The following is a 20,455-nucleotide window of genomic DNA, read 5'->3' on the forward strand; positions in this document are numbered from 1 at the left end:
GTCGCGCTGCTCGCGCTGGCGATGCCGTTCATGACGCTGCAGGTCCTGTTCGCGCCCGCGAGCGACGCCTGCGGCAAGCCGGCGATCAGCGCGCGCAACAGCGCGACGGGCGCGGTCGTGCTGCCGATCGCCTTCCTGATCGGCATCCAATGGGGGGTGACGGGAATCGCGGTCGCCTGGATCGTCGCCTATCCCTTCTATCTCGCGATCAGCGCGTGGCGGACGCTGCCGGTGATCGGCGTGTCGCCCTCGGCGCTGCTGCGCGCGATCGCCCCGCCGGTGCTCGCCGCGCTGGCGATGGCGGTGGCGGTGGGGCTGGCCGACCGTGCATTGCCGCCGCTCATGCCGTTGCCGCGGCTCACGCTGCTGATCGCCGTGGGGGGAGCAGCCTACCTCGGCGCGCTGCTCGCCATCGCGCGCGCGATGGTGGTCGAAGCGATCGGCCTGATCCGACGCCGCGGCTAGCGCACGTCGTACATTCGCCCTATCTGGCGCGCTTTCCAAGATCAGACGAAAGCGCATCCATGGGTTTCCGCTGCGGCATCGTCGGCCTGCCGAACGTCGGCAAGTCGACGCTCTTCAACGCTCTCACCGAAACCGCCGCGGCGCAGGCGGCGAACTATCCCTTCTGCACGATCGAGCCCAACGTCGGGAACGTCGCGGTGCCCGACCCGCGCCTCGACGCGCTGGCGAAGATCGCCGGTTCGGCCAAGATCATCGAGACGCAACTCGGCTTCGTCGACATCGCCGGGCTGGTGCGCGGGGCGAGCAAGGGCGAGGGGCTCGGCAACCAGTTCCTCGGCAACATCCGCGAGGTGGACGCGATCGTCCATGTCCTGCGCTGCTTCGAGAACGACGACATCCAGCACGTCGACAACAAGGTCGACCCGATCGCCGACGCCGAGACGGTCGAGACCGAGCTGATGCTCGCCGACCTCGAAAGCCTCGAGAAGCGCGTGCCCGCCTTCGTCAAGAAGGGGCAGCAGGGCGACAAGGAGGCGAAGATCGCCGCGAGCGTGCTGGGGCAAGCGCTCGAGCTGCTGCAGGGCGGCAAGCCGGCGCGGCTGACCCAGCCCAAGGACGCCGAGGAAGCCAAGGTCCTGCAGCAGGCGCAGCTGCTCACCGCCAAGCCGGTGCTCTACGTCTGCAACGTCAACGAGGAGGATGCCGCCAACGGCAACGCCTATTCCGCGCGCGTGTTCGAGAAGGCGAAGGCCGAGGGCGCCGAAGCGGTGATCGTCTCCGCCGCGATCGAGGCGGAGATCGCGACGATGGCGCCAGAGGAGCGCGGCGAGTTCCTGACCGAACTGGGGCTCACCGAGACCGGCCTCGCCCGCGTGATCCGCGCGGGCTACGAGCTCCTGCACCTCATCACCTTTTTCACCGTCGGCCCCAAGGAGGCGCGCGCCTGGACCGTGCACAAGGGCGCCAAGGCCCCGCAGGCAGCCGGCGAGATCCACACGGACTTCGAACGCGGCTTCATCCGCGCCGAGACGATCGCCTATGACGACTATGTCACCTACAAGGGCGAAGCCGGCGCGCGCGACGCGGGCAAGCTTCGCGCCGAGGGCAAGGAGTATGTCGTCCAGGACGGCGACGTGATGCTGTTCCGCTTCAACGTCTGAACCGGATCAACTCGAAGGCAGTGTGCTGACGACCCCATGGGCGGATGACGCTTCCCCTTCTGCACGCGACGGTGTATTATCCGACCATGACTGTTCGCGGCCTCCTTCTGCTCTCGATCGTCTGGACCGCTCCCGCGGCGGCCGCGACGACCGCGCGCGTCGAGCAGCAGCCGACCGCGGAGCAGAAATGTCCGACCCTGCCGCCGATGCTCTCCGCCGAGCGCCGCTGTCCCAAGCAGCCGGCGATGCTGGTCGGCGATCCCGTCCGCTGAGACCCGTTCCGCCGCCATCATGAATGTCACAGGATCGCCGCGAAGCGCTGGCAAGGGCGCGCGTATGCGCTGGATCTCCCGTCTCGCCGCCGTGGCGCTCGCCGCCTGCCTGCAAGCCTGCGTCACCGCGCCCGCGAGCGCGCCGGTCACGCCCTCCGCCGCCGTCGCCGAGGCGCGCGCGCCGGTCACTATCCTCGTCTCGATCGACGGCTTCCGCGCCGACTATCTCGATCGCGGCATCACGCCGAACCTGTCGAAACTGGCGGCGAACGGGGTGCGGGCGGCGATGCGGCCGTCCTTTCCGTCCAAGACCTTCCCCAACCATTATGCGCTGGTCACCGGCCTGAGGCCCGACCGCAACGGCATCGTCGCCAACAAGATGGAGGATGCGGGCCGGCCGGGCGAGGTCTTCACCATGGCGAGCGACGATCCCTTCTGGTGGAATGAGGCGACGCCGATCTGGGTCGATGCCGAGAAGGCGGGCGTGCGCACCGCGACGATGTTCTGGCCCGGGTCGAACGTGCCGGTCGGCGGGACCAAGGCGGCGAAATGGCCCTATACGGTGACCGGCGGCACGCGCCCGTCCGACTGGCAGCAGTATAATGAAGCGATCTCGCCCGGGCAGCGCGTCAACACCATCCTCGACTGGATGCGCCGACCGGCAGCGATCCGGCCGCGGTTCGCGACCATATATTTCGAGGAAGTGGACACCGCCGGCCACGTCTATGGCCCCGACGATGCGCGGACTAACGCGGCGATCGCCGACGTCGACCGGGAGATCGGCGCACTGGTCGACGGGCTGGCGGCGCTCGGCCAGCCGGCCAACCTCGTCATCGTCGCCGATCACGGCATGGCGGCGACGAGCAGCGAGCGGACGATCGCGCTCGATCGCGTGCTGACCGCGGGTGACTATCGTGTGGTCGAGGCCGGTCCCTATGCCAGCCTCGCCGCGGTGCCGGGACATGAGGCGAGCCTCGAGGCGAAGCTGCTCAAGCCGCACGAACATATGCAATGCTGGCGCAAGGCCGAGATCCCGGCGCGCTTCCATTATGGCGCCAACCCGCGCGTGCCACCCTATCTCTGTCTTGCCGAGACGGGCTGGCAGGTGCTGGAGAAGGCGCCGCCCGCCGGCTCGACCGGCGGTGCCCACGGCTATGACAACGCCGCGCCCGAGATGGCGGCGCTGTTCCTTGCCAATGGCCCGGCCTTCGCGAGCGGCAAGCAGCTCGCGCCGTTCGATAACGTCGACGTCTATGCGCTGCTCCGCGACCTGCTCGGGCTGGCGCCGGCAAAGGATGTGGATGGCAGCGACTCGGTGTTTCGCGAGGTACTGGCCTCGAACCGGCGCTGATCGTCGCAGAGGGCTTGCGCGGGATCGGTTTCGGAGCGAAACTGATTCCATGCGCTACTGGGAAGACATCAAGGTCGGCGACCGGGCATCGTTCGGCCGCTATGAGGTGACGCGCGAGGAGGTGCTCGACTTCGCGCGCCGATATGATCCGCAGCCCTTCCATCTTTCCGATGAGGCAGCAGCGAAGACGCATTTCGGGCGGCTCGCCGCGAGCGGCTGGCATACCTGTGCGATGACCATGGCGATGAACGTCGCGCATATGCAGGCGGATGCGGCGGAATCGGCGAGCCTCGGCGCGGCGGGGATCGACGAGCTGCGCTGGCTGAGGCCGGTCTATCCCGGCGACGTGCTCCGCTGCGAGGCGGAGATCGTCGAGACGCGCGCCTCGAACAGCCGGCCTGACATGGGCAGCGCGCGATCCAGGCTGACGGTGTTCAACCAGAACGACGAGCCCGTGATGAGCTTCATCGCGATCGGGCTATGGCGGCGGCGCCCGGTGGAGAGCGCCGGCTGATCGCTACCGGCGATCGCGACCACGCCCCGACCAACCGCCTCCGCGACGACCCTCGCCACCGATGCTCGGACTCGGCCGGTTCGGCATGGTCGCGCGCGGCTGCGTCTGGCCCTGGCTGCCGCGCCATTGCTCGCGACGCTGCTGCCATTGCTGGCGCTGCTCGGGCGTGGCGCCCCGCCACTGTTCCCGGCGTTGCTGCCACTGCTGACGCTGCTCCGGCGTGGCATCGCGCCACCGCTGCTCCCGGCCCTGTTGCCACTGCTGGCGCTGTTCCGGTGTCGCATTGCGCCACTGCTCCCGGCGCTGCTGCCACTGCTGGCGTTGCTCTGGGGTGATGTTGCGCCCACCACCCCAGCGGCCGTCATTGTCACCGTCGCGCCGCCCATCCCAGCGGCGGCCGCCACGGTCCCACCGGTCCCAGTTGGGCTGGTCGCCGCGATTGCCGCGCCACTCGTTGCGGCGGCGCTCCCAATAATAGCGCTGGCGGTCGGTCCAGCGATGCGGACGGCGGTAGCGGTCGTAGACATAATAGCCGGTGCCCGGATAATAATAGTCGCCGTACCAGCCCCAGTAGGGCGAACCGCCGTAGCCGTAGTAGCCGCCGTCCCAATAATCGTCGTAATAGCCGCCGGAACCATAGCCGACGGAGACGCCCGAATAGCCGTAGCCATCGGTGCAGGCGGCGAGGCCGATGCCGGCGGCGGCGATCAGCCCGAGATTGCGAAGCGTGCGGATCATTGCTCGAGACTCCCAGATACGCGGGACCATATTCTGCTACGCAAGATTAATGCCAGCGTAACCGCGTGGGCGAGCGCGTTGTTCCGTCAGTGCCCCTCGAAGGCGACCAGCGCCGTCACCTCGATGCCGTCCGAACGCAACGCCTCGGCGCCGCCCAGCTCCGGCAGGTCGATCACGAACGCCGCCTGGCCGATCTCCGCGCCTGTCTTGCGGATCAGGCGAACAGCGGCGCGGGCGGTGCCGCCCGTCGCGATCAGGTCGTCGACCAGCAGCACCCGCGCGCCGGGTGCCAAGGCGTCGGCATGGATGGTGATGCGGTCGGTGCCGTATTCGAGCGCATAATCCTCGGCGATCGTCGCACCGGGGAGCTTGCCATCCTTGCGGATCAGGAGCGCGCCGGCGCCGAGCCGGATCGCGAGCGGCGCCGCGAACAGGAAGCCGCGCGCCTCGATGCCGGCGACGAGGTCGACCGGCCCCTTCACCGCCGCCGCCAGCCGATCGATGGCGAGCGCCAGGCCCTGCGCATCGAGCAGCAGCGTGGTGATGTCCCGGAACTGAATCCCGGGCTTGGGAAAGTCCGGGATCGTGCGGATCAGCGCCTTGAGGTCGTCGTTGTCGGCCATTCCCGTCCCCGCTCGCTCCGGGTCCGCCCTCGGCGCAGGCCTGGGCGAACGGGGAGAGATCAGCCCAACGCTCTCAGTGCTTCACCCCGCGCCAGACGCTGAGGTACGCGCCATAGGCCAGGAAGCAGAAGATCGCGATGAAGATCACCGCTGCCCAGCCCGCGCTGTGGCGCGCCTCGAGCTTGGGTTCGGCGGTCCACACCAGGAAGGCCGCGACGTCCTGCGCCATCTGGTCGACGGTCGCCTTGGTGCCATCCTGATAGGTCACCTGCCCGTCGGTGGTGAGGGGCGGCGGCATCGCCAGGTTGAGGTTGGCGAAGTACGGATTGTAATGCAGCCCGTTCGGCGTCTTCGCGTCCGGGAACTTCTTGAGCAGCTCGGCCGGCTGCTCCTGATAGCCCGTCAGCAGCGAATGGATATAGGCCGCGCCGTCGTGCCGCGCCTTGGTCATCAGCGACAGGTCGGGCGGGATCGCATTGTTGTTGGCGGCGCGGGCGGCGACGTCGTTGGCGAAGACCAGCGGGAACTTGTCGGCCGGCGTGTTGGGCCGGGTCGCGGCCTCGCCCGTCTCCGGGTTCACCGACGGCTGCTGGATCGCCCATTGGCTGGCGATCGCCTTCACCTGCGCCTCGCTGTAGCCGATGCCCTGCAGGTCGCGGAAGGCGACCAGGCGGAGCGAGTGGCACGCCGCGCAGACTTCCTTGTAGACCTGGAAGCCGCGCTGGAGCTGCTGCGTGTTCTTCGAATAGCCGCCGAACGGCCCGTCCGACGCGAGGTGGAGCTCCTTCGGGTGAAGGTGGAACTCGTGCTCGGCCGTCGGCGCCGCCGGTTCGGCGACGACGCCATAGATGCTGCCGAACAGGGCGATCGCGAGGACCAGCGCGAAGCCGAGCCCGATGATGCCGCCGATGATGCGAACCATGTGCTTTGACGCCCCTTATTCGGCCGGTACGGCGCTGCCGCCGTCCACCGCAGATTCACTCAAGCGATTGCCGCCCTTGCCCGCCAGCACCGCCTCGGTGATCGAGTTCGGCAGCGGCCGCGGCCGCTCCATCGCCGAGATGATCGGGATGATCAGCAGGAAGTGCAGGAAGTAATAGGCCGCGGCGATCTGGCTCAGGATGATGTAGAAAGGCTCCGCCGGCGCGCCGCCGCAATAGCCCAGCACCAGCACGTCGGCCACCAGCACCCAGAAGAAGAGGCGGTAGGTCGGCCGGTAGTTGGCCGAGCGCACCGGCGAGGTGTCGAGCCACGGCAGGAAGAACAAGAGGACGATCGAGCCGAACATCGCCAGCACGCCCCACAGCTTCGCCGGCAGGATGAAGTCCGCGGTGAAAGCGCGCAGGATCGCGTAGAACGGCCAGAAATACCATTCGGGCACGATGTGCGCCGGGGTCGAGAGCGGGTTGGCCGGGATGTAGTTGTCCGGATGCCCGAGGTAGTTCGGCGCGAAGAAGATCATCGTCGCGAACACCAGCAGGAACACGCCGAGGCCGAAGCCGTCCTTGGCGGTGTAGTACGGGTGGAACGGCACCGTGTCCTGCTCGCCCTTCACCTCGACGCCGGTCGGGTTGCCCGAGCCCGGGATGTGCAGCGCCCAGATGTGGAGGATGACCACGCCGGCGATCACGAACGGCAGCAGGTAATGGAGCGAGAAGAAGCGGTTGAGCGCCGCGTTGTCCGGCGCGAAGCCGCCGAGCAGCCACACACGCACCCACTCGCCGACCACCGGGATCGCCGAGAAGAAGCCGGTGATCACCTGCGCCCCCCAGAAGCTCATCTGCCCCCAGGGCAGGACATAGCCCATGAAGGCAGTCGCCATGATCAAGAGGAAGATGACCACGCCCAGCAGCCACACCATCTCGCGCGGCGCCTTGTACGAGCCGTAGTAGAGCCCGCGGAAGATGTGGATGTAGACCACCGCCAGGAACATGCTGGCGCCGTTGGCGTGCGCGTAGCGGATGAACCAGCCGGCGTTGACGTCGCGCATGATGTGCTCGACCGAGTCGAACGCGACGCCGCCGTTCGCGGCATAGTGCATCGCCAGCACGACGCCGGTGACGATCTGGATCACCAGTGCGGCACCGGCGAGCACGCCGAAGTTCCAGAAATAGTTGAGGTTGCGCGGCACCGGATAGCCGGCGCCGACCGCATTGTAGACGAAGCGCGGCAGCGGGAGCCGGTCGTCCACCCACTTCATCAGCGGGTGCTTCGGCTCATAATGCTTGGCCCAGGGAAAGCTCATCTCGTCCTTGCCCCCTTAGCCGACCGTAACGACGGTGTCGGACGTGAAAGTATAGTCGGGAACGTGCAGGTTCTGCGGCGCCGGTCCCTGGCGGATGCGGCCGGCGGTGTCGTAGGCCGAACCGTGGCACGGGCAGAAATAGCCGCCGAACGGCCCCTTGTTCTCGCCCTCGCCCGCGCCCAGCGGCACGCAGCCGAGGTGGGTGCAGACGCCCAGCGTGATCAGCCAGTTCTTATGGTTCGGCTTGGTGCGCTCCTCCAGCGTCTGCGGATCGCGCAGCGACGAAAGCGGCACCGCGTCCGCCTCGGCGATCTCCTTCGGCGTCAGGTTGCGCACGAACAGCGGCTGCTTGCGGAACTGGGTCTTGATCGCCTGGCCCGGCTGGATCTGCGAGATGTCGACCTCCGTGGTCGACTGCGCCAGCACGTCGGCGGACGGGTTCATCTGGTTGATCAGCGGCAGCGCAACCACACCGACGCCGACACCAGCCCAGGCCACCGCGGCGATCTGGAGATAGTCGCGGCGGCGGGGATTCTCGACCTCTTCATGATAGGGCGCTGCGGATTCGCCGGGAGGAACAGCGTCTTCAAGCGTTGCCATGCACTAGCCCTTGCACTCGTAAATCTTGGCGCGGGGAATGCGCCGGGATCGGATACGACGTGGGATACGCCCCGCCGAGCCCCCCGGTGCCCCCGGTGGCTGCGGGCCTGATAAACAAGCCCCTTGCGCTTTGCCAACAGCTATTTGCGCGCGCTAGGCGCTACGCCCATGCGGATCGCCCTCTATGAACCCGATATCGCCGGCAATGTCGGCACCATCCTGCGCACCGCGGCGTGCCTCGGCGTCGGCGTCGATCTGATCGAGCCGATGGGGTTTCCGTGGGGCGATCGGGCGCTGGCGCGGTCGGGCATGGATTATGCGGCGCGGGTGGAGGTGAAGCGGCACCCTGACTGGGCGACGTTCGAAGCGGGAGTCGGCGGGCGGATCGTGCTGGCGACCACCAAAGGTGCAGTACGGCTCGATGTGGCGCGGTTCGAGGCCGGCGATGTGCTGCTGTTCGGGAGCGAGGGCGCGGGCGTGCCGGACGCCGTGCACGCGCGGGCCGATCTGCGCGTGGCGATCCCGATGGTGGCGGGTGTGCGCTCGCTCAATGTCGCGGTGGCGGCGGGGATCGTGCTCGGCGAGGCGCTCAGGCAGACGAGAGGATGGCCGTCCTGAGCTCCTCTCCGCTTGCGGGGGGGGGGGACCGCCGCCGAAGGCGGTGGTGGAGGGGCTCTCCTCCAGTGAATCGCTTGGGGCCTGCCCCCTCCACCACGCCGCTTCGCGTCGCGGTCCCCCTCCCCGTGCCGGGGAGGACCTGTTAGGGGCACCTCATGCTTCCCCTGGACGAACAACAATCCGCCGCCCGTGCCTGGTTCGAATCGCTGCGCGACCGGATTTGCGCCGAGTTCGAGGCGATCGAGAAGGAGGCGGGTTCCGACGCCGCCTTCTCCTATACCCCCTGGGACCGCACCGATCCTTCGGGCGAACCGGGCGGCGGCGGGGCGCGCGGCATGATGAAAGGCCGTGTGTTCGAGAAGGTCGGGGTCAACGTCTCGACCGTCGGCGGCACCTTCGAGGGCGATTTCGCCAAGACCATCCACGGCGCCGGCGAGGACCCGCGCTTCTTCGCGACCGGCATCAGCCTGGTCGCGCACATGGCCAATCCGCACGTTCCCGCCGTGCACATGAACACGCGCTTCCTCGTCACCACCAAGCGCTGGTTCGGCGGCGGCGCCGATCTCAACCCGCCCATTCCCTATGAGGAGGATACCGCCGACTTCCACGCGCGACTGAAGGCGGCGTGCGACGCGCACGATCCGGGACATTATCCGCGCTTCAAGAAATGGGCGGACGACTATTTCTACATCCCGCACCGCAAGGTGCACCGCGGCGTCGGCGGCATCTTCTACGATCATCTGGAAGGCGATTTCGACGCCAATTTCGCCTTCACCCAGGACGTTGGCCGTGCGTTTCTCGACATCTTCCCGACGATCGTGCGGCGACGGATGGACATGCCTTTCACCGAGGCGGAGAAGGCGGCGCAGCTCGTCTGGCGCGGCCGCTATGCCGAGTTCAACCTGGTCTACGACCGCGGCACGCTGTTCGGGCTCAAGACCGGTGGCAACATCGATGCGATCCTGATGAGCCTGCCGCCGCTGGCCGCATGGGACTGATCCCCGTCCCCGACGGCGAGGTGGCGACGATCGTCACCACGCTGGAGATGCGGACGCGTCCGCCGCTCCGCCCGCTGCCCGACTCGGCGCTGCGGCTCGCCCAGTGGCAGCAGCCTGCTCCCGACAAGTATCGCCTGCTGTTCCGCCGCGTCGGCGAGCCATGGCTATGGTTCTCGCGGCTGGCGATCGACGAGGCGCGGCTGGCCGCGATCATCCATGATCCGGACGTGGCGGTGTTCGCCGTCACCGACCGCACGGGAATCGAGCTCGGGATGCTCGAGCTCGATTATCGCCGCGCCGGCGAGTGCGAGCTGGCCTATTTCGGGTTGGTGCCGGAGCTTGCCGGCAAGGGCCACGGCCGCTGGCTGATGGCGCATGCGCTGCAGCGCGCATGGCGATCGGGGGTCGAACGGGTGTGGGTGCACACCTGCACGCTTGACCACCCTCGCGCGCTCGGCTTCTACCGCGCCTCGGGCTTCACGCCGATCCATCGCACGATCGAGACCTTCCCCGACCCGCGGCTCACCGGCCTGCTCTCAATCGACGCCGCGCCTCACGTCCCCTTGCTCGCCAGCCGGCGATAGGCGGCAATCGCGACCAGCACGGTCGCAACGGTCGCCGCGCTCTCGACCGCCACGGCGGCGGCGACGGTGATGCCGACCGCGACCGGATTGCTTTCCCCAAGGTGCCCGAGCGTAACCAGCACGCTGCCGAACACCATCGACGCCAGCATGATTCCCGCCAGCACCCACGCCAACGGCCAGCCATTCCCAAGGGTCAGCCGCCAGCTTCGCCCAATGGAGGCGATCGCGCCGATCGGCGATTCCGCCACCAGCACGGTGCCGGTCAGCGACATGCGCGCATAGATGTAGAAGATCGGCGCCAGTATCACCACGAACAGCAACGGCAGGCCAAGCGCCAGGGCGAACAGGCCGGCGGTAGGCAATCCGACAAGGATCATCGCAAGCAGGTAGCGCGGCAGCAGCGCGAGCCCGCGGCCGAGTGCGCCGATCACCGTCGGCCGGCCACGATCGAGATAAAGCGCGATGATCGTCAGCGCCCCCCACAGCCCGACGACGGTCGTGAGCACGAACCATCCGCCATAGCGCCCGGTCCAGTCAGCCAGGGCCTGACTCAACTGCCGCACGGCCTGCTCACCCGTCACTCCTTCCGGGATCTGCCACACCGGAACAAGGAGTTGGAACGCGAGGCGCGGCAGGAACATGGTGACCCCGACAACGGGGATCAGCAGCGCGCGATCGCGCCGCCACAGCGTCCAGGCTTCGCGCAGCAGCGCGGCGAGATCGAGTTTCACGCGGGTTCGCTATCCAACGGCACGGCCACCGCGCCGTCGCGCTCGTGCATGATCTCGACATAGAGTTTGGCGACAAAGGCAGTCGCGAGCACGGTGAAGGCCGCCTGCACCGCGGCGACCGCGATTGCAGTGATCACGCTCGCCATCGTCACCGGCCCCTCGCCGCGGCTCAGGAGGCCGAGGATCGACCCGAACACGCTCTGCGCGGCGAGCAAGGCGACGTTGGCGACGACCACGTAGAGCAGGATCACGCCGACCAGCTTCCAGGTGAGGCCGCGACTCAAGGCGAAGGCGCGCGCAATCGCGCCGAGGCCACGCCGCTCGGCGACGACCACCGGCGTGGTCAGCACCAGCCGCGCGCCGATAAACAACAGCGCGATCAGCAGCACGGTACCGTAGAGCGCCGCCGTTCCGGCGACGCCCGCGGGCAGGCTCGCCGGATTGGCGCCCATGCGAAACTGCGTGATGTCCGTGCCGCCCGCCGCGAGGATGAACCCGATCGGCAGCACCAGCAGTCCCAACACAATCGCCAGCACGAGATAGACGCCGAGCGCCGGCAACAGCCGCGCGGTCGCCACTCGGCCGGCACCCCCGCCGACCGCCGGATCGATCGCCAGCGCCGAGATGGCGAGCTGGCCCCACACACCGAGGATCGCGAAGGCTAGCGACAGCAACGCGAGCAGCGCCTTCAGTCCGGACCCGGCGGTCCCCCACAACGGCGACAGGCTCCCCGTGATCGAGGCCGGGACAAAGATCGCGAGCAGCGCGATCGGAACGACGATCGCGACATGGTCGCTCAGGAACTCGATCGTGCGGTCCCAGACCGTGCCCATCTTCACCATGCGGCGCCAACTCCCCTTGGACAGGCTTGGAGCCTGTTTGGAAATGCGCCTGAGGGCGCATTTCGGCCGCACCGGCCCGTTCCCCAACCCGGGTCCCCGCAAAGTAGTATTCTGCGGGGGCCCCGACGGCCACCCAACGGCAGTTTCTTATGGGTGGCCGGGTGGGGGAGCGGGCCGGTGCCGCATTTCCAAGCAGGCTCTTAGCCGAAGCTTCTCATCCTTGCCAATCGCCGCGACCGCGCACATCTGGCGGTCATGTCCGATTTTCGCGAAGGCGTGGAGTGGCGCGTGGCGGCGGCGCCGGTCGATTACGAGGCCGCGGTCGCCGAGATGGAGGCGCGCGCCGCCGCCGTGCAGGAGGGCCGCGCGCCCGAGCTCGTCTGGCTGCTCGAGCATCCGCCGCTCTATACCGAAGGCACCAGCGCCGATCCGGCCGAGCTGGTCGATCCGCGCTTCCCCGTCCACAAGACCGGGCGCGGCGGCCGCTACACCTACCACGGTCCCGGCCAGCGCGTCGGCTATCTGGTGCTCGACCTCTCCCGCCGCGGCCGCGACGTGCGCTGTTTCGTTCACGCACTGGAAGGATGGGTGATCGACGCGCTCGGCCGGATCGGCATCACCGGCTACCGCATTCCTGGCAAGGTCGGCATCTGGACGCACGACGGCGGTGCCGAGGCGAAGATCGGCGCGATCGGCGTGCGCGTGAAGAAATGGGTAACATTACATGGCTTTTCCGTGAACATCGCGCCCGAGTTGTCCCATTTTCAGGGCATCGTGCCGTGCGGAATCGCCGATCTGGGCGTTACCAGCGCCGCGACGCTGGGAATCGATTCCTCTCTGGAAACCTTCGATGCCGCCCTGGCGTTGGGCTTTCCGACGTTTCTCGGCGAACTTGACGGGAGCGGAACAAAGCGTCTTGAGGGCGCCGCGCGAACCGTTTAATGTCTACCGCGATTTGGGTATTAAAGGCCATCCAGCCCGCCCGGATCGCCTTATTCTAGGGAGCTTCCAGATGCGTGCAATTCTTTCCAAGGTCGTTACCGGCTCGATGATCGCCGGCGCCGCGCTGCTCGTTTCGGCGTGCGGCGGCAACAGCACCGAGACCACCAACACCGTCGTGACCGACGTCAACGCGACCGACGCGACCATGGACGGCACCGTGACCGACAACATGACCGCGGTCGACGGCGCGATGGGCAACGATGCCCTGCTCGCGAACGACACCACCGTCACCAACGAGACGGTCACGAACGAGACGACCGCCACCAACGCGATGTAATCTCGCGCACTGGTTGCTGAGTTCGAGGGGCCGTCCGGGCGACCGGGCGGCCCCTTCGTTTTGGCGGAGCTTGATGGTTCAGCTGCGCTGAGCGGCACCGGCCCGCTCCCCCACCCGGCCACCCAACGGCAGTATCTTATGGGTGGCCGGGTGGGGGAGCGGGCGAAACCCGCCAAGGTTCCGGCGATGCGAAGCATCGTTGGAATGCGGGTGGAGGGCGGTGCCGCAACCGTTTCAACTTGCTGAAACGCGCGCACAACGCGAAAAACCTCTTGGGAACGCGCGCTAATTTCCGTAATCCAAGGCCCGGAGTGTGTGAGAGGGGTCTGATGAAAGTGTTGCGTTCCCTGGCTGTCGCCGTCGCGATGATCGCGCCGGCCCTTATGGCGCAGCCGGCGTCGGCCCAGTTCTTCTTCCAGTCGCCGGATCTGCGCGGCGCACCGGTGACCGGGGCGGAGCCGGGCATGATCGCCCAGGACCTTCCCGGCGCGACGCCCGCCGAGCTGCGCGCAGCACTGGTGTGGAACCTGCGCGCGGCGCTCAATGTCGCCGCGCTCCAGTGCCAGTTCGCGCCCTATCTGCTGACGGTGAGCAACTACAACAACCTGCTCGACGACCACGAGACCGAGCTCAAGACGTCCTACGACACGCTCACCAAATATTTCGTGCGCACCGCCAAGACCAAGAAGGCCGGCCAGAGCGCCTTGGACAGCTATGGCACCCGTGTCTATTCGAGCTTCTCGACGGTGGGCGCGCAGCTCACCTTCTGCCAGACGGCGGCCGAGATCGGCCATGCCGCGCTGTTCACGCCGCGCGGCAGCTTCGGCACGCTGGCGAGCGAGCGGATGCGCGAGATGCGCAACTCGCTGAAGCTGAGCCGCGATCAGCAATTCCCCTGGGGCATCAACCCGCGCCCGATCACGCTGCCGTCGATGGAAGCCAGATGCTGGAAGAAGGACACGTGGCAGTCGCGCAAATGCGGGCCGCAGCGCTGGGGCGGGGTTTAGGACAACGAACCGTCACCCCGGTGAAGCCGGGATCTCCGGCGGCAAGCGCGCCGCCTGAGGCACGAGACCCGGCTCCGCCGGGATGACAGAGCTTAGGCGGCCCAGCCGCGCCCTAACGCAATCCCAGCAGCTTGTGCGTCTGGAGCGACAGCCGCCACTTCGGCCGCTCCATCGCGAAGGCGACCGCGGCTTCGCGGTTGGCCTCGGCGTGGGCGCTGTCCATCGGCTGGACGAGGAAATGGGTGAAATCCCACCGCTCCAGCTCGCCGACGTCGGTGCCCGGCTGCGGCCATACCAGCTTCAGTTCGTCGCCCGAGCGCTGGACCACCTCGCTGCCCGCCTTGGGGCTGATGCACACCCAGTCGAGCCCCGGATGCGCCGGCAGGGTGCCGTTGCTCTCGATCGCGATCTCGAAGCCCTCGGCATGGAGCGCGTCGACCAGCGCGTCGTCGACCTGGAGCATCGGCTCGCCGCCGGTCAGCACCGCGAAACGCCGCTCGCGTGCCGGTCCCCAAGCCTGCGCTACCGCCCTGGCCAGCGCCGCCGCATCGGCGAAGCGACCGCCGCCGGCGCCGTCGGTGCCGACGAAATCGGTGTCGCAGAACTGGCAGATCGCGCTCGCCCGGTCCTGCTCGCGTCCCGACCAGAGGTTGCAGCCGGCGAAGCGCACGAACACCGCCCGGCGCCCCGCGTTCACGCCCTCGCCCTGGAGCGTCAGGAACAGCTCCTTGACGGCGTAGCTCATGGCTTGGCGGCGTAGACGGTCGGGTCGGGGAGGCCAGCCTCCTCGAACCCTTTGGCGCGCAGCCGGCAGCTGTCGCACAGACCGCAATGCACCCCGCCCGGCGCGGGATCGTAGCACGACCAGCTGAGGCCGGCGTCGAGCCCCAGCCGCGCCGCTTCGCGCACGATGTCGGCCTTGGTCATGTGCTGGAGCGGCGCGCGAATGCGGAAGGGCTGGCCCTCCACCCCCGCCTTAGTCGCCACTTCGGCGAGCTTTTCATATTCGGCGATGAATTCCGGCCGGCAATCGGGATAGCCCGAATAGTCGAGCGCGTTGACGCCGATGTAGATGTCACGCGCGCCGGTCGCCTCGGCCCAGCCCAGCGCGAGGCTGAGGAAGATGGTGTTGCGCGCCGGCACATAGGTGACGGGAATGTCGTCCCCCACCCCGCCCTTCGGCACGTCGATGTCGGCAGTGAGCGCGGAACCGCCGAACGCTGAGAGGTCGAGCGGCAGCACGACGTGTCGCTCCGCGCCCAGCATCGCCGCGATACGCCGCGCCGCGGCGAGCTCGACCTGATGACGCTGGTTGTAGTCGATCGAGAGCGCGAGCAGCCGGTGGCCGTCCTCGCGCGCACGCGCCGCGGACACCATCGAATCGAGCCCGCCCGAGACGAGCGCGACGGCAAGGGATTGAGTCATATCGGGTTCCCGCTACGCCCCCGCTCGCGCCGTCGCAACATCGACGCATGAGAAAAGGGCCGCTCGGGAGCGGCCCAGTTCTCTAGTCAGCTAGGGAGAGAGTGTGCCCGTGAAGGCACGACACCTTCTATAACGAAAATTGGTAAATAAATGGTTAACGCGTCAATTCCCGGCCGCGCAGGTGCCGATCTTGCGCGCCTCGATGTCGAGGTCGAACGGCGCGCCTTCCTCGAGGCCCTGGCTCTGGATGCGCACCAGCCGCGGCGTCTCCACGGTGATGGTGGTGCGGCCGCGGCCCGCGCCGGGACAGGTATAGCTGACGGTGGCGCGGCTCGGGCCGTTCTCGAGCACGAGGCGGCTGCACTCGATGCCGCGATGGCGCTGCTGGAACAGGCTGACGGGGTCGCCGAGGCATATCGCGCGGCTGGTACCGCTCGCCTCGCGCAGTTGCCATTGCCCGCGCTCCAGCCCCTTCAGAGCGGCGAAGCCCGGCGCCTGCGCCGGCGCGGCCATTCCCGCCAATCCGCACATCAACACACCGCCCGCTGCCCCTGCGCGGACAAGATCACGCATCATCATCGATCGTGCCTCCGCATGACCGGGGCGATCCGCTGATCGAATCGCCCCCGTCACGATTTGCCGAGGGATGTGGGCGGCGAGCCGTGCGGTTGCAATGGCCCTCAGGCGCCGATGGTGGCCGCCTCGACCGGAAAGCTGGTCGCGCAGAAGGCGCAATCCACGGTAATGACGCCATTTTCATCCGCCATCGCCGCGCGCTCCTCAGGGGGAAATTTTGCGAGCACCTGGGTGATATAGGCGCCGTCGCAGCGGCACCCCTTGCTGAGGTCGGTGGCTTTCAGCAGCCGCACCTCGTCCTCCTCGTTGAACAGGCGCCACACCAACGTCTCCAGGCTGACGGCAGGATCGGCGAGCTCGTCGGCGCCCATCGTCGCGCCCAGCGCCTCGACGTGGTGCCATTCGGGATGATCCTCGCGCGCGTGGATGCGCTCGCGCCCCTCCTCGCCCTCGGGCAGATGCTGGAGGAACAGTCCGCCCGCGATGCAGCGCCCGTCGGGCTGACGGACCGAGGTCAAACGGATCAGGCTCGGGATCTGCTCCGACTGCAGGAAATAGCTTTCCGCCGCGGCGGCGACGCTGTCGCCGTCGAGCGGGACGATCCCCTGATAGCGCTCGCCGGTCAGCGCCTGGTCGAAGGTGATGGCGAGATGCCCGGTGCCGAACAGCGCGAACAGCGAGGGCGCCTCGCCGACCTCCCCCAGCCGGTCGCGGTCGAACTGGACATAGCCGCGCAGCTCCCCGTTCTGATAGTCGCACACCAGCAGGCTGACGATGCCGCCGCTGGTCTGCGCCTGCAGCGTGAGCTGACCCTTGGCCTCCTTGAGCAGCGAGCCCAGCAGCGCCGTCAGCGTCAGCGCCTCGGCGAGCAGCCGCTCGATCGGCGGCGGATAGGCATGAGCGGCCAGAATCTCGTCGAGCACCGGCCCCAGCCGCGCGATCCGCCCGCGGGCGTGGCGGCCCGGAATGGTGAAGCCGATCACGCGGTCGAGATCGGGGATTTTGGGACTCTCGCTCATATCACCTCGTCATCCCCGCGCAGGCGGGGATCCATTCATCCTGCGCTTTCGGCAAGATCGCCACTCCAGCGACAATGGACTCCCGCCTTCGCGGGAGTGACGAAGGTAAGGCGGCTCGGGCCGCTTACAACCTCACCCGACCTGCCCAAAGCACCAGCGCAGGATCGATTTCTGAGCGTGGAGGCGGTTCTCCGCCTCGTCCCATATCCGCGACTGCGGCCCGTCGATCACCGCCGTCACCACCTCCTCCTCGCGATGCGCGGGGAGGCAGTGGAGGAACACTGCATCGGGCCTGGCGCGCGCCATCAGCGTCTCGGTGACCTGATAGGGCATCATCGCCGCGAGCTTCTCCTCGGCATGCGCCTGGCCCATCGAGATCCAGGTGTCGGTGACGACCACGTCGGCGCCCTCGACCGCGCGCAGCGGATCGCGGTCGACGCTCACCCGCGCATTGGTGCCGGCGAGCGCGGCATTGGCCGCGTCGATCCAGCGTTGCTCGGGGTCATAGCCGGCGGGAATGCCCGCCACGACCGAGAATTTGAACAGCCCGGCCGCCTCGACGATCGAGTGCAGCACGTTGTTGCCGTCGCCGAGCCACGCCCATTTGAGCCCGGGCAGCGCCTTGCCGCTCTCGATCACCGTCTGCAGGTCGGCGACGATCTGGCAGGGGTGCGAGGCATCGGTGAGGCCGTTGATCACCGGCACGCTGGCGTGGGCCGCCATCTCCTCCAGTTTGGCGTGATCGTCGGTGCGCACCATGATCGCGTCGCAGAAGCCCGAGAGCACGCGTGCGGTGTCGGCGATCGTCTCACCGCGGCCAAGCTGGCTGGTGGTGCCGTCGAGGATCAGCGCCGACCCGCCGAGCTGGCGCATCGCCATGTCGAAGCTGACGCGCGTGCGGGTCGAGCTCTTCTCGAACACCATCGCCAGCACGCGGCCGGCGAGCGGGGCGTCGGTGTCCGGCTGCCCCTTCGGCCAGCCGGCGCGCGCGACTTTGCGATCGATCGCGTCCGCCAGGATGGCGGCGACACCGTCCGCGCCGGCGGAGGCAAGGTCGAGGAAATGGCGCATCTAAAGCTCCTCCCCGGCACGGGGAGGGGGACCGCCGCCGAAGGCGGTGGTGGAGGGGGCCCTCCACCACCGGTCCGCCCGTGGCCGGGCCCCCTCCACCATTCGTCTGCGACGAATGGTCCCCCTCCCCGTACCGGGGAGGATCTTGAGGGAGTTAGTCATCGCTGGCCGGCGCATAGGTCCGCGCCCCTTCGCTCAGCTTCTGAACGCACTCGGCGATATGGCTCTCGTCGATGATCAGCGGCGGCAGCACGCGGAACACATTCTCGCCTGCCGCCACCGTCAGCAGCCCGTGGTTGTCGCGCAGATGCGCCACGAACTCGCGGCTAACCGCCGGCTCCTTCATCTTGATGCCGAGCATCAGACCCTTGCCGCGGATTTCCTCGAACAGATGATCGTGGTTGGGGATCAGCTGCTCGAACGCGGCGCGCAGGCGCTCGCCCATGCGGGTGACATGCTCGAAGAAGCCCGGCTCCAGCATCACGTCGAGGATCGCCTGCCCCGCCGCCATGCCCAGCGGATTGCCGCCATAGGTCGAGCCGTGGGTGCCGAACGTCATCCCCTTCGCCGCCTCCTCGGTCGCCAGGCACGCGCCGAGCGGGAAGCCGCCGCCGATGCCCTTGGCCGCGGTCAGGATGTCGGGGGTGATGCCGTAATGCTCATAGGCCCACATCTTGCCGGTGCGGCCGTAGCCGCACTGGATCTCGTCGAGGATCAGCAGCAGGCCGTGCTCGTCCGCCGCCTTGCGCAAGCCCTGGATGAACTCGAGCGTGCCGGCGGTCATGCCGCCCTCGCCCTGCACCGTCTCGACCAGGAAGCCGGCGGTCTCGTCGTCGATCTTCGCCAGCGCGCCTTCGAGGTCGTTGAACGGAACGTAGTCGAAGCCCGGCAGCAGCGGCTCGAAGCCGTCGCGCATCTTCGCCTGATCGGTCGCTGAGATCGCACCGAGCGAGCGGCCGTGGAAGGCGTTCTTGAAAGTGATCAGCTTGTGCCGCTCAGGATTGCCGTTGGCATAGTGATAGCGGCGCGCGGTCTTGATCGCGCACTCGATCGCCTCGACCCCCGAGTTGGTGAAGAACACCGTATCGGCGAAGCTGTTGTCGACGATACGCTGCGCCAGCGCCTCCCCCTGCGGCGAGCCGTAGAGGTTGGAGACGTGCATCAGCGTCGCCGCCTGCTCCTGGATCGCCTTGGTGAGGTGCGGATGCCCGTGGCCGAGCGCGTTCACCGCGATCCCCGCGGCGAAGTCGAGATACCGCTCGCCTCGCTCGCCGATCAGGTAGCAGCCCTCGCCTCGCACCGGCCGCACCCCGCACCGGGGATAGACGGGCATGAGGGGAGTGATGGCCACCGCGGGTCTCCTTTGTCAAAAAGCAAAGGGCGGCCCAGCCGGACCGCCCGGAGCGCGCTTTTATCGGGGAGCGGGCCGGGGGGTCAACACCGCCGTCCGCGCTTGGGCTCAGCTCTTGATCTTCCACCCCTTGCGCAGCAGCGCGTAGCAGACGAGACCGAGCACGACGTCGAGCAGCAGCACCACGGCGCTGCCGACCCACAGCGGCGAATCGGAATGGCCGATGAAGCCGTAGCGGAAGCCCGAGATGATATAGAAGAACGGGTTGAGGTGGCTGACCAGCTGGAAGGCGGGCGCGAGCTTGTCGACCGAATAGAAGGTGCCCGACAGCAGGGTCAGCGGGCCGACCACGAAGTTGGTGACCGCCGCCGAATGGTCGAACTTCTCCGCCCAGATCGACGTCAGCACGCCGATCAGCGAGAGGAACAGCGCGCCGAGGAAGCCGAACCACAGCACCGCCAGCGGATGCGCCGGTATGACGTGCACGCCCGGCCACAGCATCATCGCCGCCCAGATGGCAGCCCCGACCATGAACGCGCGCGTCACCGCCCCGCCGACCAGCGCCGCCAGCAGCTCCAACGTGGAGAGCGGCGGCATCAGATAATCGACGATGGTCCCCTGGATCTTGCCGACCAGCAGCGAGAAGCTCGAATTGGCGAAGGCGTTGGTCAGCATCCCCATCACGATCAGCCCGGGCGCGACGAAATCGGCGAAGGGCACCTGGGCGCCGCCGACATGCACGGGGCTGCGCGCGCCGACCGCGACGGTGAAAACCGCGAGATACAGGAGGTTGGTGACCGAAGGCGCCCAGATCGTCTGGAGCTGGACCTTGAAGAAGCGGCGCACCTCCTTGATATAGAGGGCTCGAAGACCGCCCCAATTGACGTTCCGGATGACGGGCACGCCAGGGGCGGGGATCAAGGGATTTTGCACGGGCTGGGGCTGGTCGGCCATCGTGGCGTCACCTATGCGCTGCCGCGGCTCCC

Annotated in this window: 25 protein-coding genes (1 of these 25 only partly in view); 11 read left to right on the forward strand and 14 right to left on the reverse strand. The window is 68.0% G+C overall.

The annotated features are described in order from the left end of the window. From AC2YHA_RS11055 to AC2YHA_RS11075, 5 genes are all read left to right on the forward strand, one after another. Nucleotides 1–465: the 3' portion of a lipopolysaccharide biosynthesis protein gene (locus tag AC2YHA_RS11055; protein ID WP_487401539.1), read on the forward strand. The gene continues 1,011 nt to the left of window position 1, outside the view; 465 of the gene's 1,476 nt are visible here — the last part of the coding sequence; its start codon lies beyond the left edge, outside the window; it ends in the stop codon at nt 463–465. A gap of 59 nt (nt 466–524) precedes the next feature. Then, nucleotides 525–1,625 (forward strand): redox-regulated ATPase YchF, encoded by a 1,101-nt coding sequence (gene ychF / locus AC2YHA_RS11060; RefSeq protein ID WP_487401540.1) that lies wholly within the window; start codon nt 525–527, stop codon nt 1,623–1,625. An 86-nt stretch (nt 1,626–1,711) separates the two neighbouring features. After that, nucleotides 1,712–1,897: a hypothetical protein gene (locus AC2YHA_RS11065; RefSeq protein WP_233785210.1), complete on the forward strand. Its 186-nt coding sequence runs from the start codon at nt 1,712–1,714 to the stop codon at nt 1,895–1,897. A gap of 64 nt (nt 1,898–1,961) precedes the next feature. Then, nucleotides 1,962–3,248, forward strand: a complete 1,287-nt coding sequence (locus tag AC2YHA_RS11070) for an alkaline phosphatase family protein (RefSeq protein WP_487401541.1) — start codon at nt 1,962–1,964, stop codon at nt 3,246–3,248. A 49-nt stretch (nt 3,249–3,297) separates the two neighbouring features. Then, complete coding sequence (locus AC2YHA_RS11075) at nt 3,298–3,762, forward strand: MaoC family dehydratase (RefSeq protein WP_487401542.1); 465 nt, start codon at nt 3,298–3,300, stop codon at nt 3,760–3,762. A 3-nt stretch (nt 3,763–3,765) separates the two neighbouring features. Here the strand turns inward: AC2YHA_RS11075 and AC2YHA_RS11080 are convergent, their stop codons facing one another. From AC2YHA_RS11080 to petA, 5 genes are all read right to left on the reverse strand, one after another. After that, a complete protein-coding gene (locus AC2YHA_RS11080; RefSeq protein ID WP_487401543.1) occupies nt 3,766–4,500 on the reverse strand; it encodes a hypothetical protein in 735 nt (244 codons plus the stop codon). An 86-nt stretch (nt 4,501–4,586) separates the two neighbouring features. Then, nucleotides 4,587–5,123: an adenine phosphoribosyltransferase gene (locus AC2YHA_RS11085; RefSeq protein ID WP_487401544.1), complete on the reverse strand. Its 537-nt coding sequence runs from the start codon at nt 5,121–5,123 to the stop codon at nt 4,587–4,589. Between the two features lie 73 nt (nt 5,124–5,196). Further along, entirely contained in the window at nt 5,197–6,045 is an 849-nt protein-coding gene (locus AC2YHA_RS11090) for a cytochrome c1 (RefSeq protein ID WP_487401545.1), read from the reverse strand. A gap of 15 nt (nt 6,046–6,060) precedes the next feature. Further along, nucleotides 6,061–7,368 (reverse strand): cytochrome b, encoded by a 1,308-nt coding sequence (locus AC2YHA_RS11095; RefSeq protein ID WP_233785204.1) that lies wholly within the window; start codon nt 7,366–7,368, stop codon nt 6,061–6,063. 15 nt (nt 7,369–7,383) lie between these two features. Then, nucleotides 7,384–7,968 (reverse strand): ubiquinol-cytochrome c reductase iron-sulfur subunit, encoded by a 585-nt coding sequence (gene petA, locus AC2YHA_RS11100; RefSeq protein ID WP_487401546.1) that lies wholly within the window; start codon nt 7,966–7,968, stop codon nt 7,384–7,386. A gap of 168 nt (nt 7,969–8,136) precedes the next feature. Here petA and AC2YHA_RS11105 point away from each other — a divergent pair, with 168 nt between their 5' ends. From AC2YHA_RS11105 to AC2YHA_RS11115, 3 genes are all read left to right on the forward strand, one after another. Next, nucleotides 8,137–8,586, forward strand: a complete 450-nt coding sequence (locus AC2YHA_RS11105; protein WP_487401547.1) for a tRNA (cytidine(34)-2'-O)-methyltransferase — start codon at nt 8,137–8,139, stop codon at nt 8,584–8,586. Between the two features lie 155 nt (nt 8,587–8,741). Beyond that, nucleotides 8,742–9,584 carry an oxygen-dependent coproporphyrinogen oxidase gene (gene hemF, locus AC2YHA_RS11110; RefSeq protein ID WP_487401548.1) on the forward strand — a complete coding sequence of 281 codons (843 nt, stop codon included), beginning with the start codon at nt 8,742–8,744 and terminating at the stop codon, nt 9,582–9,584. Continuing rightward, complete coding sequence (locus AC2YHA_RS11115) at nt 9,575–10,168, forward strand: GNAT family N-acetyltransferase (RefSeq protein WP_487401549.1); 594 nt, start codon at nt 9,575–9,577, stop codon at nt 10,166–10,168. The genes hemF and AC2YHA_RS11115 overlap by 10 nt, the downstream gene beginning before the upstream one ends. On the opposite strand, the gene AC2YHA_RS11120 is transcribed toward AC2YHA_RS11115, so the two are convergent. Further along, entirely contained in the window at nt 10,138–10,899 is a 762-nt protein-coding gene (locus tag AC2YHA_RS11120) for a hypothetical protein (RefSeq protein WP_487401550.1), read from the reverse strand. The genes AC2YHA_RS11115 and AC2YHA_RS11120 overlap by 31 nt on opposite strands. After that, the gene (locus AC2YHA_RS11125) at nt 10,896–11,741 is read right to left on the reverse strand and encodes a hypothetical protein (RefSeq protein ID WP_487401551.1); all 846 of its coding nucleotides are present in this window, start codon (nt 11,739–11,741) and stop codon (nt 10,896–10,898) included. Before AC2YHA_RS11125 ends, AC2YHA_RS11120 begins: the two co-directional genes overlap by 4 nt. Before the next feature lie 255 nt (nt 11,742–11,996). Here AC2YHA_RS11125 and lipB point away from each other — a divergent pair, with 255 nt between their 5' ends. The 3 genes from lipB (at nt 11,997) to AC2YHA_RS11140 (ending at nt 14,027) form a co-directional block, all read left to right on the forward strand. Further along, nucleotides 11,997–12,683: a lipoyl(octanoyl) transferase LipB gene (gene lipB, locus AC2YHA_RS11130; RefSeq protein WP_487401552.1), complete on the forward strand. Its 687-nt coding sequence runs from the start codon at nt 11,997–11,999 to the stop codon at nt 12,681–12,683. 70 nt (nt 12,684–12,753) lie between these two features. After that, nucleotides 12,754–13,020 carry a hypothetical protein gene (locus AC2YHA_RS11135; protein WP_487401553.1) on the forward strand — a complete coding sequence of 89 codons (267 nt, stop codon included), beginning with the start codon at nt 12,754–12,756 and terminating at the stop codon, nt 13,018–13,020. A gap of 329 nt (nt 13,021–13,349) precedes the next feature. Continuing rightward, a complete protein-coding gene (locus tag AC2YHA_RS11140) occupies nt 13,350–14,027 on the forward strand; it encodes a hypothetical protein (RefSeq protein WP_487401554.1) in 678 nt (225 codons plus the stop codon). A 112-nt stretch (nt 14,028–14,139) separates the two neighbouring features. Here the strand turns inward: AC2YHA_RS11140 and queE are convergent, their stop codons facing one another. From queE to AC2YHA_RS11175, 7 genes are all read right to left on the reverse strand, one after another. Beyond that, on the reverse strand, nt 14,140–14,772 hold the full coding sequence (gene queE, locus AC2YHA_RS11145; RefSeq protein ID WP_487401555.1) for a 7-carboxy-7-deazaguanine synthase: 633 nt from the start codon (nt 14,770–14,772) through the stop codon (nt 14,140–14,142). Next, nucleotides 14,769–15,452 carry a 7-cyano-7-deazaguanine synthase QueC gene (queC, locus tag AC2YHA_RS11150; RefSeq protein WP_487401556.1) on the reverse strand — a complete coding sequence of 228 codons (684 nt, stop codon included), beginning with the start codon at nt 15,450–15,452 and terminating at the stop codon, nt 14,769–14,771. Before queC ends, queE begins: the two co-directional genes overlap by 4 nt. A 162-nt stretch (nt 15,453–15,614) precedes the next feature. Further along, a complete protein-coding gene (locus AC2YHA_RS11155) occupies nt 15,615–15,965 on the reverse strand; it encodes a hypothetical protein (protein WP_487401557.1) in 351 nt (116 codons plus the stop codon). A 167-nt stretch (nt 15,966–16,132) separates the two neighbouring features. Beyond that, entirely contained in the window at nt 16,133–17,047 is a 915-nt protein-coding gene (hslO, locus tag AC2YHA_RS11160) for an Hsp33 family molecular chaperone HslO (RefSeq protein WP_487401558.1), read from the reverse strand. A 132-nt stretch (nt 17,048–17,179) separates the two neighbouring features. After that, on the reverse strand, nt 17,180–18,118 hold the full coding sequence (argF, locus tag AC2YHA_RS11165) for an ornithine carbamoyltransferase (RefSeq protein ID WP_233785190.1): 939 nt from the start codon (nt 18,116–18,118) through the stop codon (nt 17,180–17,182). Nucleotides 18,119–18,272: 154 nt separating this feature from the next. Beyond that, the gene (locus tag AC2YHA_RS11170; RefSeq protein WP_487401559.1) at nt 18,273–19,469 is read right to left on the reverse strand and encodes an acetylornithine transaminase; all 1,197 of its coding nucleotides are present in this window, start codon (nt 19,467–19,469) and stop codon (nt 18,273–18,275) included. 108 nt (nt 19,470–19,577) lie between these two features. Continuing rightward, complete coding sequence (locus AC2YHA_RS11175) at nt 19,578–20,423, reverse strand: ABC transporter permease (protein WP_487401560.1); 846 nt, start codon at nt 20,421–20,423, stop codon at nt 19,578–19,580. Between the last annotated feature and the right edge of the window lie 32 nt (nt 20,424–20,455).

Source organism: Sphingomonas sp. SRI_018 (assembly GCF_057586275.1).

Coding starts and splice junctions, on each gene's coding strand:
- lipB (WP_487401552.1), top strand. CDS start 11,997: ATGTCCGATTTTCGCGAAGGCGTGGAGTGGCGCGTGGCGGCGGCGCCG.
- AC2YHA_RS11095 (WP_233785204.1), bottom strand. CDS start 7,368: ATGAGCTTTCCCTGGGCCAAGCATTATGAGCCGAAGCACCCGCTGATG.
- AC2YHA_RS11175 (WP_487401560.1), bottom strand. CDS start 20,423: ATGGCCGACCAGCCCCAGCCCGTGCAAAATCCCTTGATCCCCGCCCCT.
- AC2YHA_RS11070 (WP_487401541.1), top strand. CDS start 1,962: ATGCGCTGGATCTCCCGTCTCGCCGCCGTGGCGCTCGCCGCCTGCCTG.
- queE (WP_487401555.1), bottom strand. CDS start 14,772: ATGAGCTACGCCGTCAAGGAGCTGTTCCTGACGCTCCAGGGCGAGGGC.
- AC2YHA_RS11065 (WP_233785210.1), top strand. CDS start 1,712: ATGACTGTTCGCGGCCTCCTTCTGCTCTCGATCGTCTGGACCGCTCCC.
- AC2YHA_RS11115 (WP_487401549.1), top strand. CDS start 9,575: ATGGGACTGATCCCCGTCCCCGACGGCGAGGTGGCGACGATCGTCACC.
- AC2YHA_RS11140 (WP_487401554.1), top strand. CDS start 13,350: ATGAAAGTGTTGCGTTCCCTGGCTGTCGCCGTCGCGATGATCGCGCCG.
- AC2YHA_RS11075 (WP_487401542.1), top strand. CDS start 3,298: ATGCGCTACTGGGAAGACATCAAGGTCGGCGACCGGGCATCGTTCGGC.
- AC2YHA_RS11080 (WP_487401543.1), bottom strand. CDS start 4,500: ATGATCCGCACGCTTCGCAATCTCGGGCTGATCGCCGCCGCCGGCATC.
- AC2YHA_RS11125 (WP_487401551.1), bottom strand. CDS start 11,741: ATGGTGAAGATGGGCACGGTCTGGGACCGCACGATCGAGTTCCTGAGC.
- AC2YHA_RS11135 (WP_487401553.1), top strand. CDS start 12,754: ATGCGTGCAATTCTTTCCAAGGTCGTTACCGGCTCGATGATCGCCGGC.
- queC (WP_487401556.1), bottom strand. CDS start 15,452: ATGACTCAATCCCTTGCCGTCGCGCTCGTCTCGGGCGGGCTCGATTCG.
- hslO (WP_487401558.1), bottom strand. CDS start 17,047: ATGAGCGAGAGTCCCAAAATCCCCGATCTCGACCGCGTGATCGGCTTC.
- AC2YHA_RS11085 (WP_487401544.1), bottom strand. CDS start 5,123: ATGGCCGACAACGACGACCTCAAGGCGCTGATCCGCACGATCCCGGAC.
- AC2YHA_RS11105 (WP_487401547.1), top strand. CDS start 8,137: ATGCGGATCGCCCTCTATGAACCCGATATCGCCGGCAATGTCGGCACC.
- petA (WP_487401546.1), bottom strand. CDS start 7,968: ATGGCAACGCTTGAAGACGCTGTTCCTCCCGGCGAATCCGCAGCGCCC.
- AC2YHA_RS11090 (WP_487401545.1), bottom strand. CDS start 6,045: ATGGTTCGCATCATCGGCGGCATCATCGGGCTCGGCTTCGCGCTGGTC.
- argF (WP_233785190.1), bottom strand. CDS start 18,118: ATGCGCCATTTCCTCGACCTTGCCTCCGCCGGCGCGGACGGTGTCGCC.
- ychF (WP_487401540.1), top strand. CDS start 525: ATGGGTTTCCGCTGCGGCATCGTCGGCCTGCCGAACGTCGGCAAGTCG.
- hemF (WP_487401548.1), top strand. CDS start 8,742: ATGCTTCCCCTGGACGAACAACAATCCGCCGCCCGTGCCTGGTTCGAA.
- AC2YHA_RS11155 (WP_487401557.1), bottom strand. CDS start 15,965: ATGGCCGCGCCGGCGCAGGCGCCGGGCTTCGCCGCTCTGAAGGGGCTG.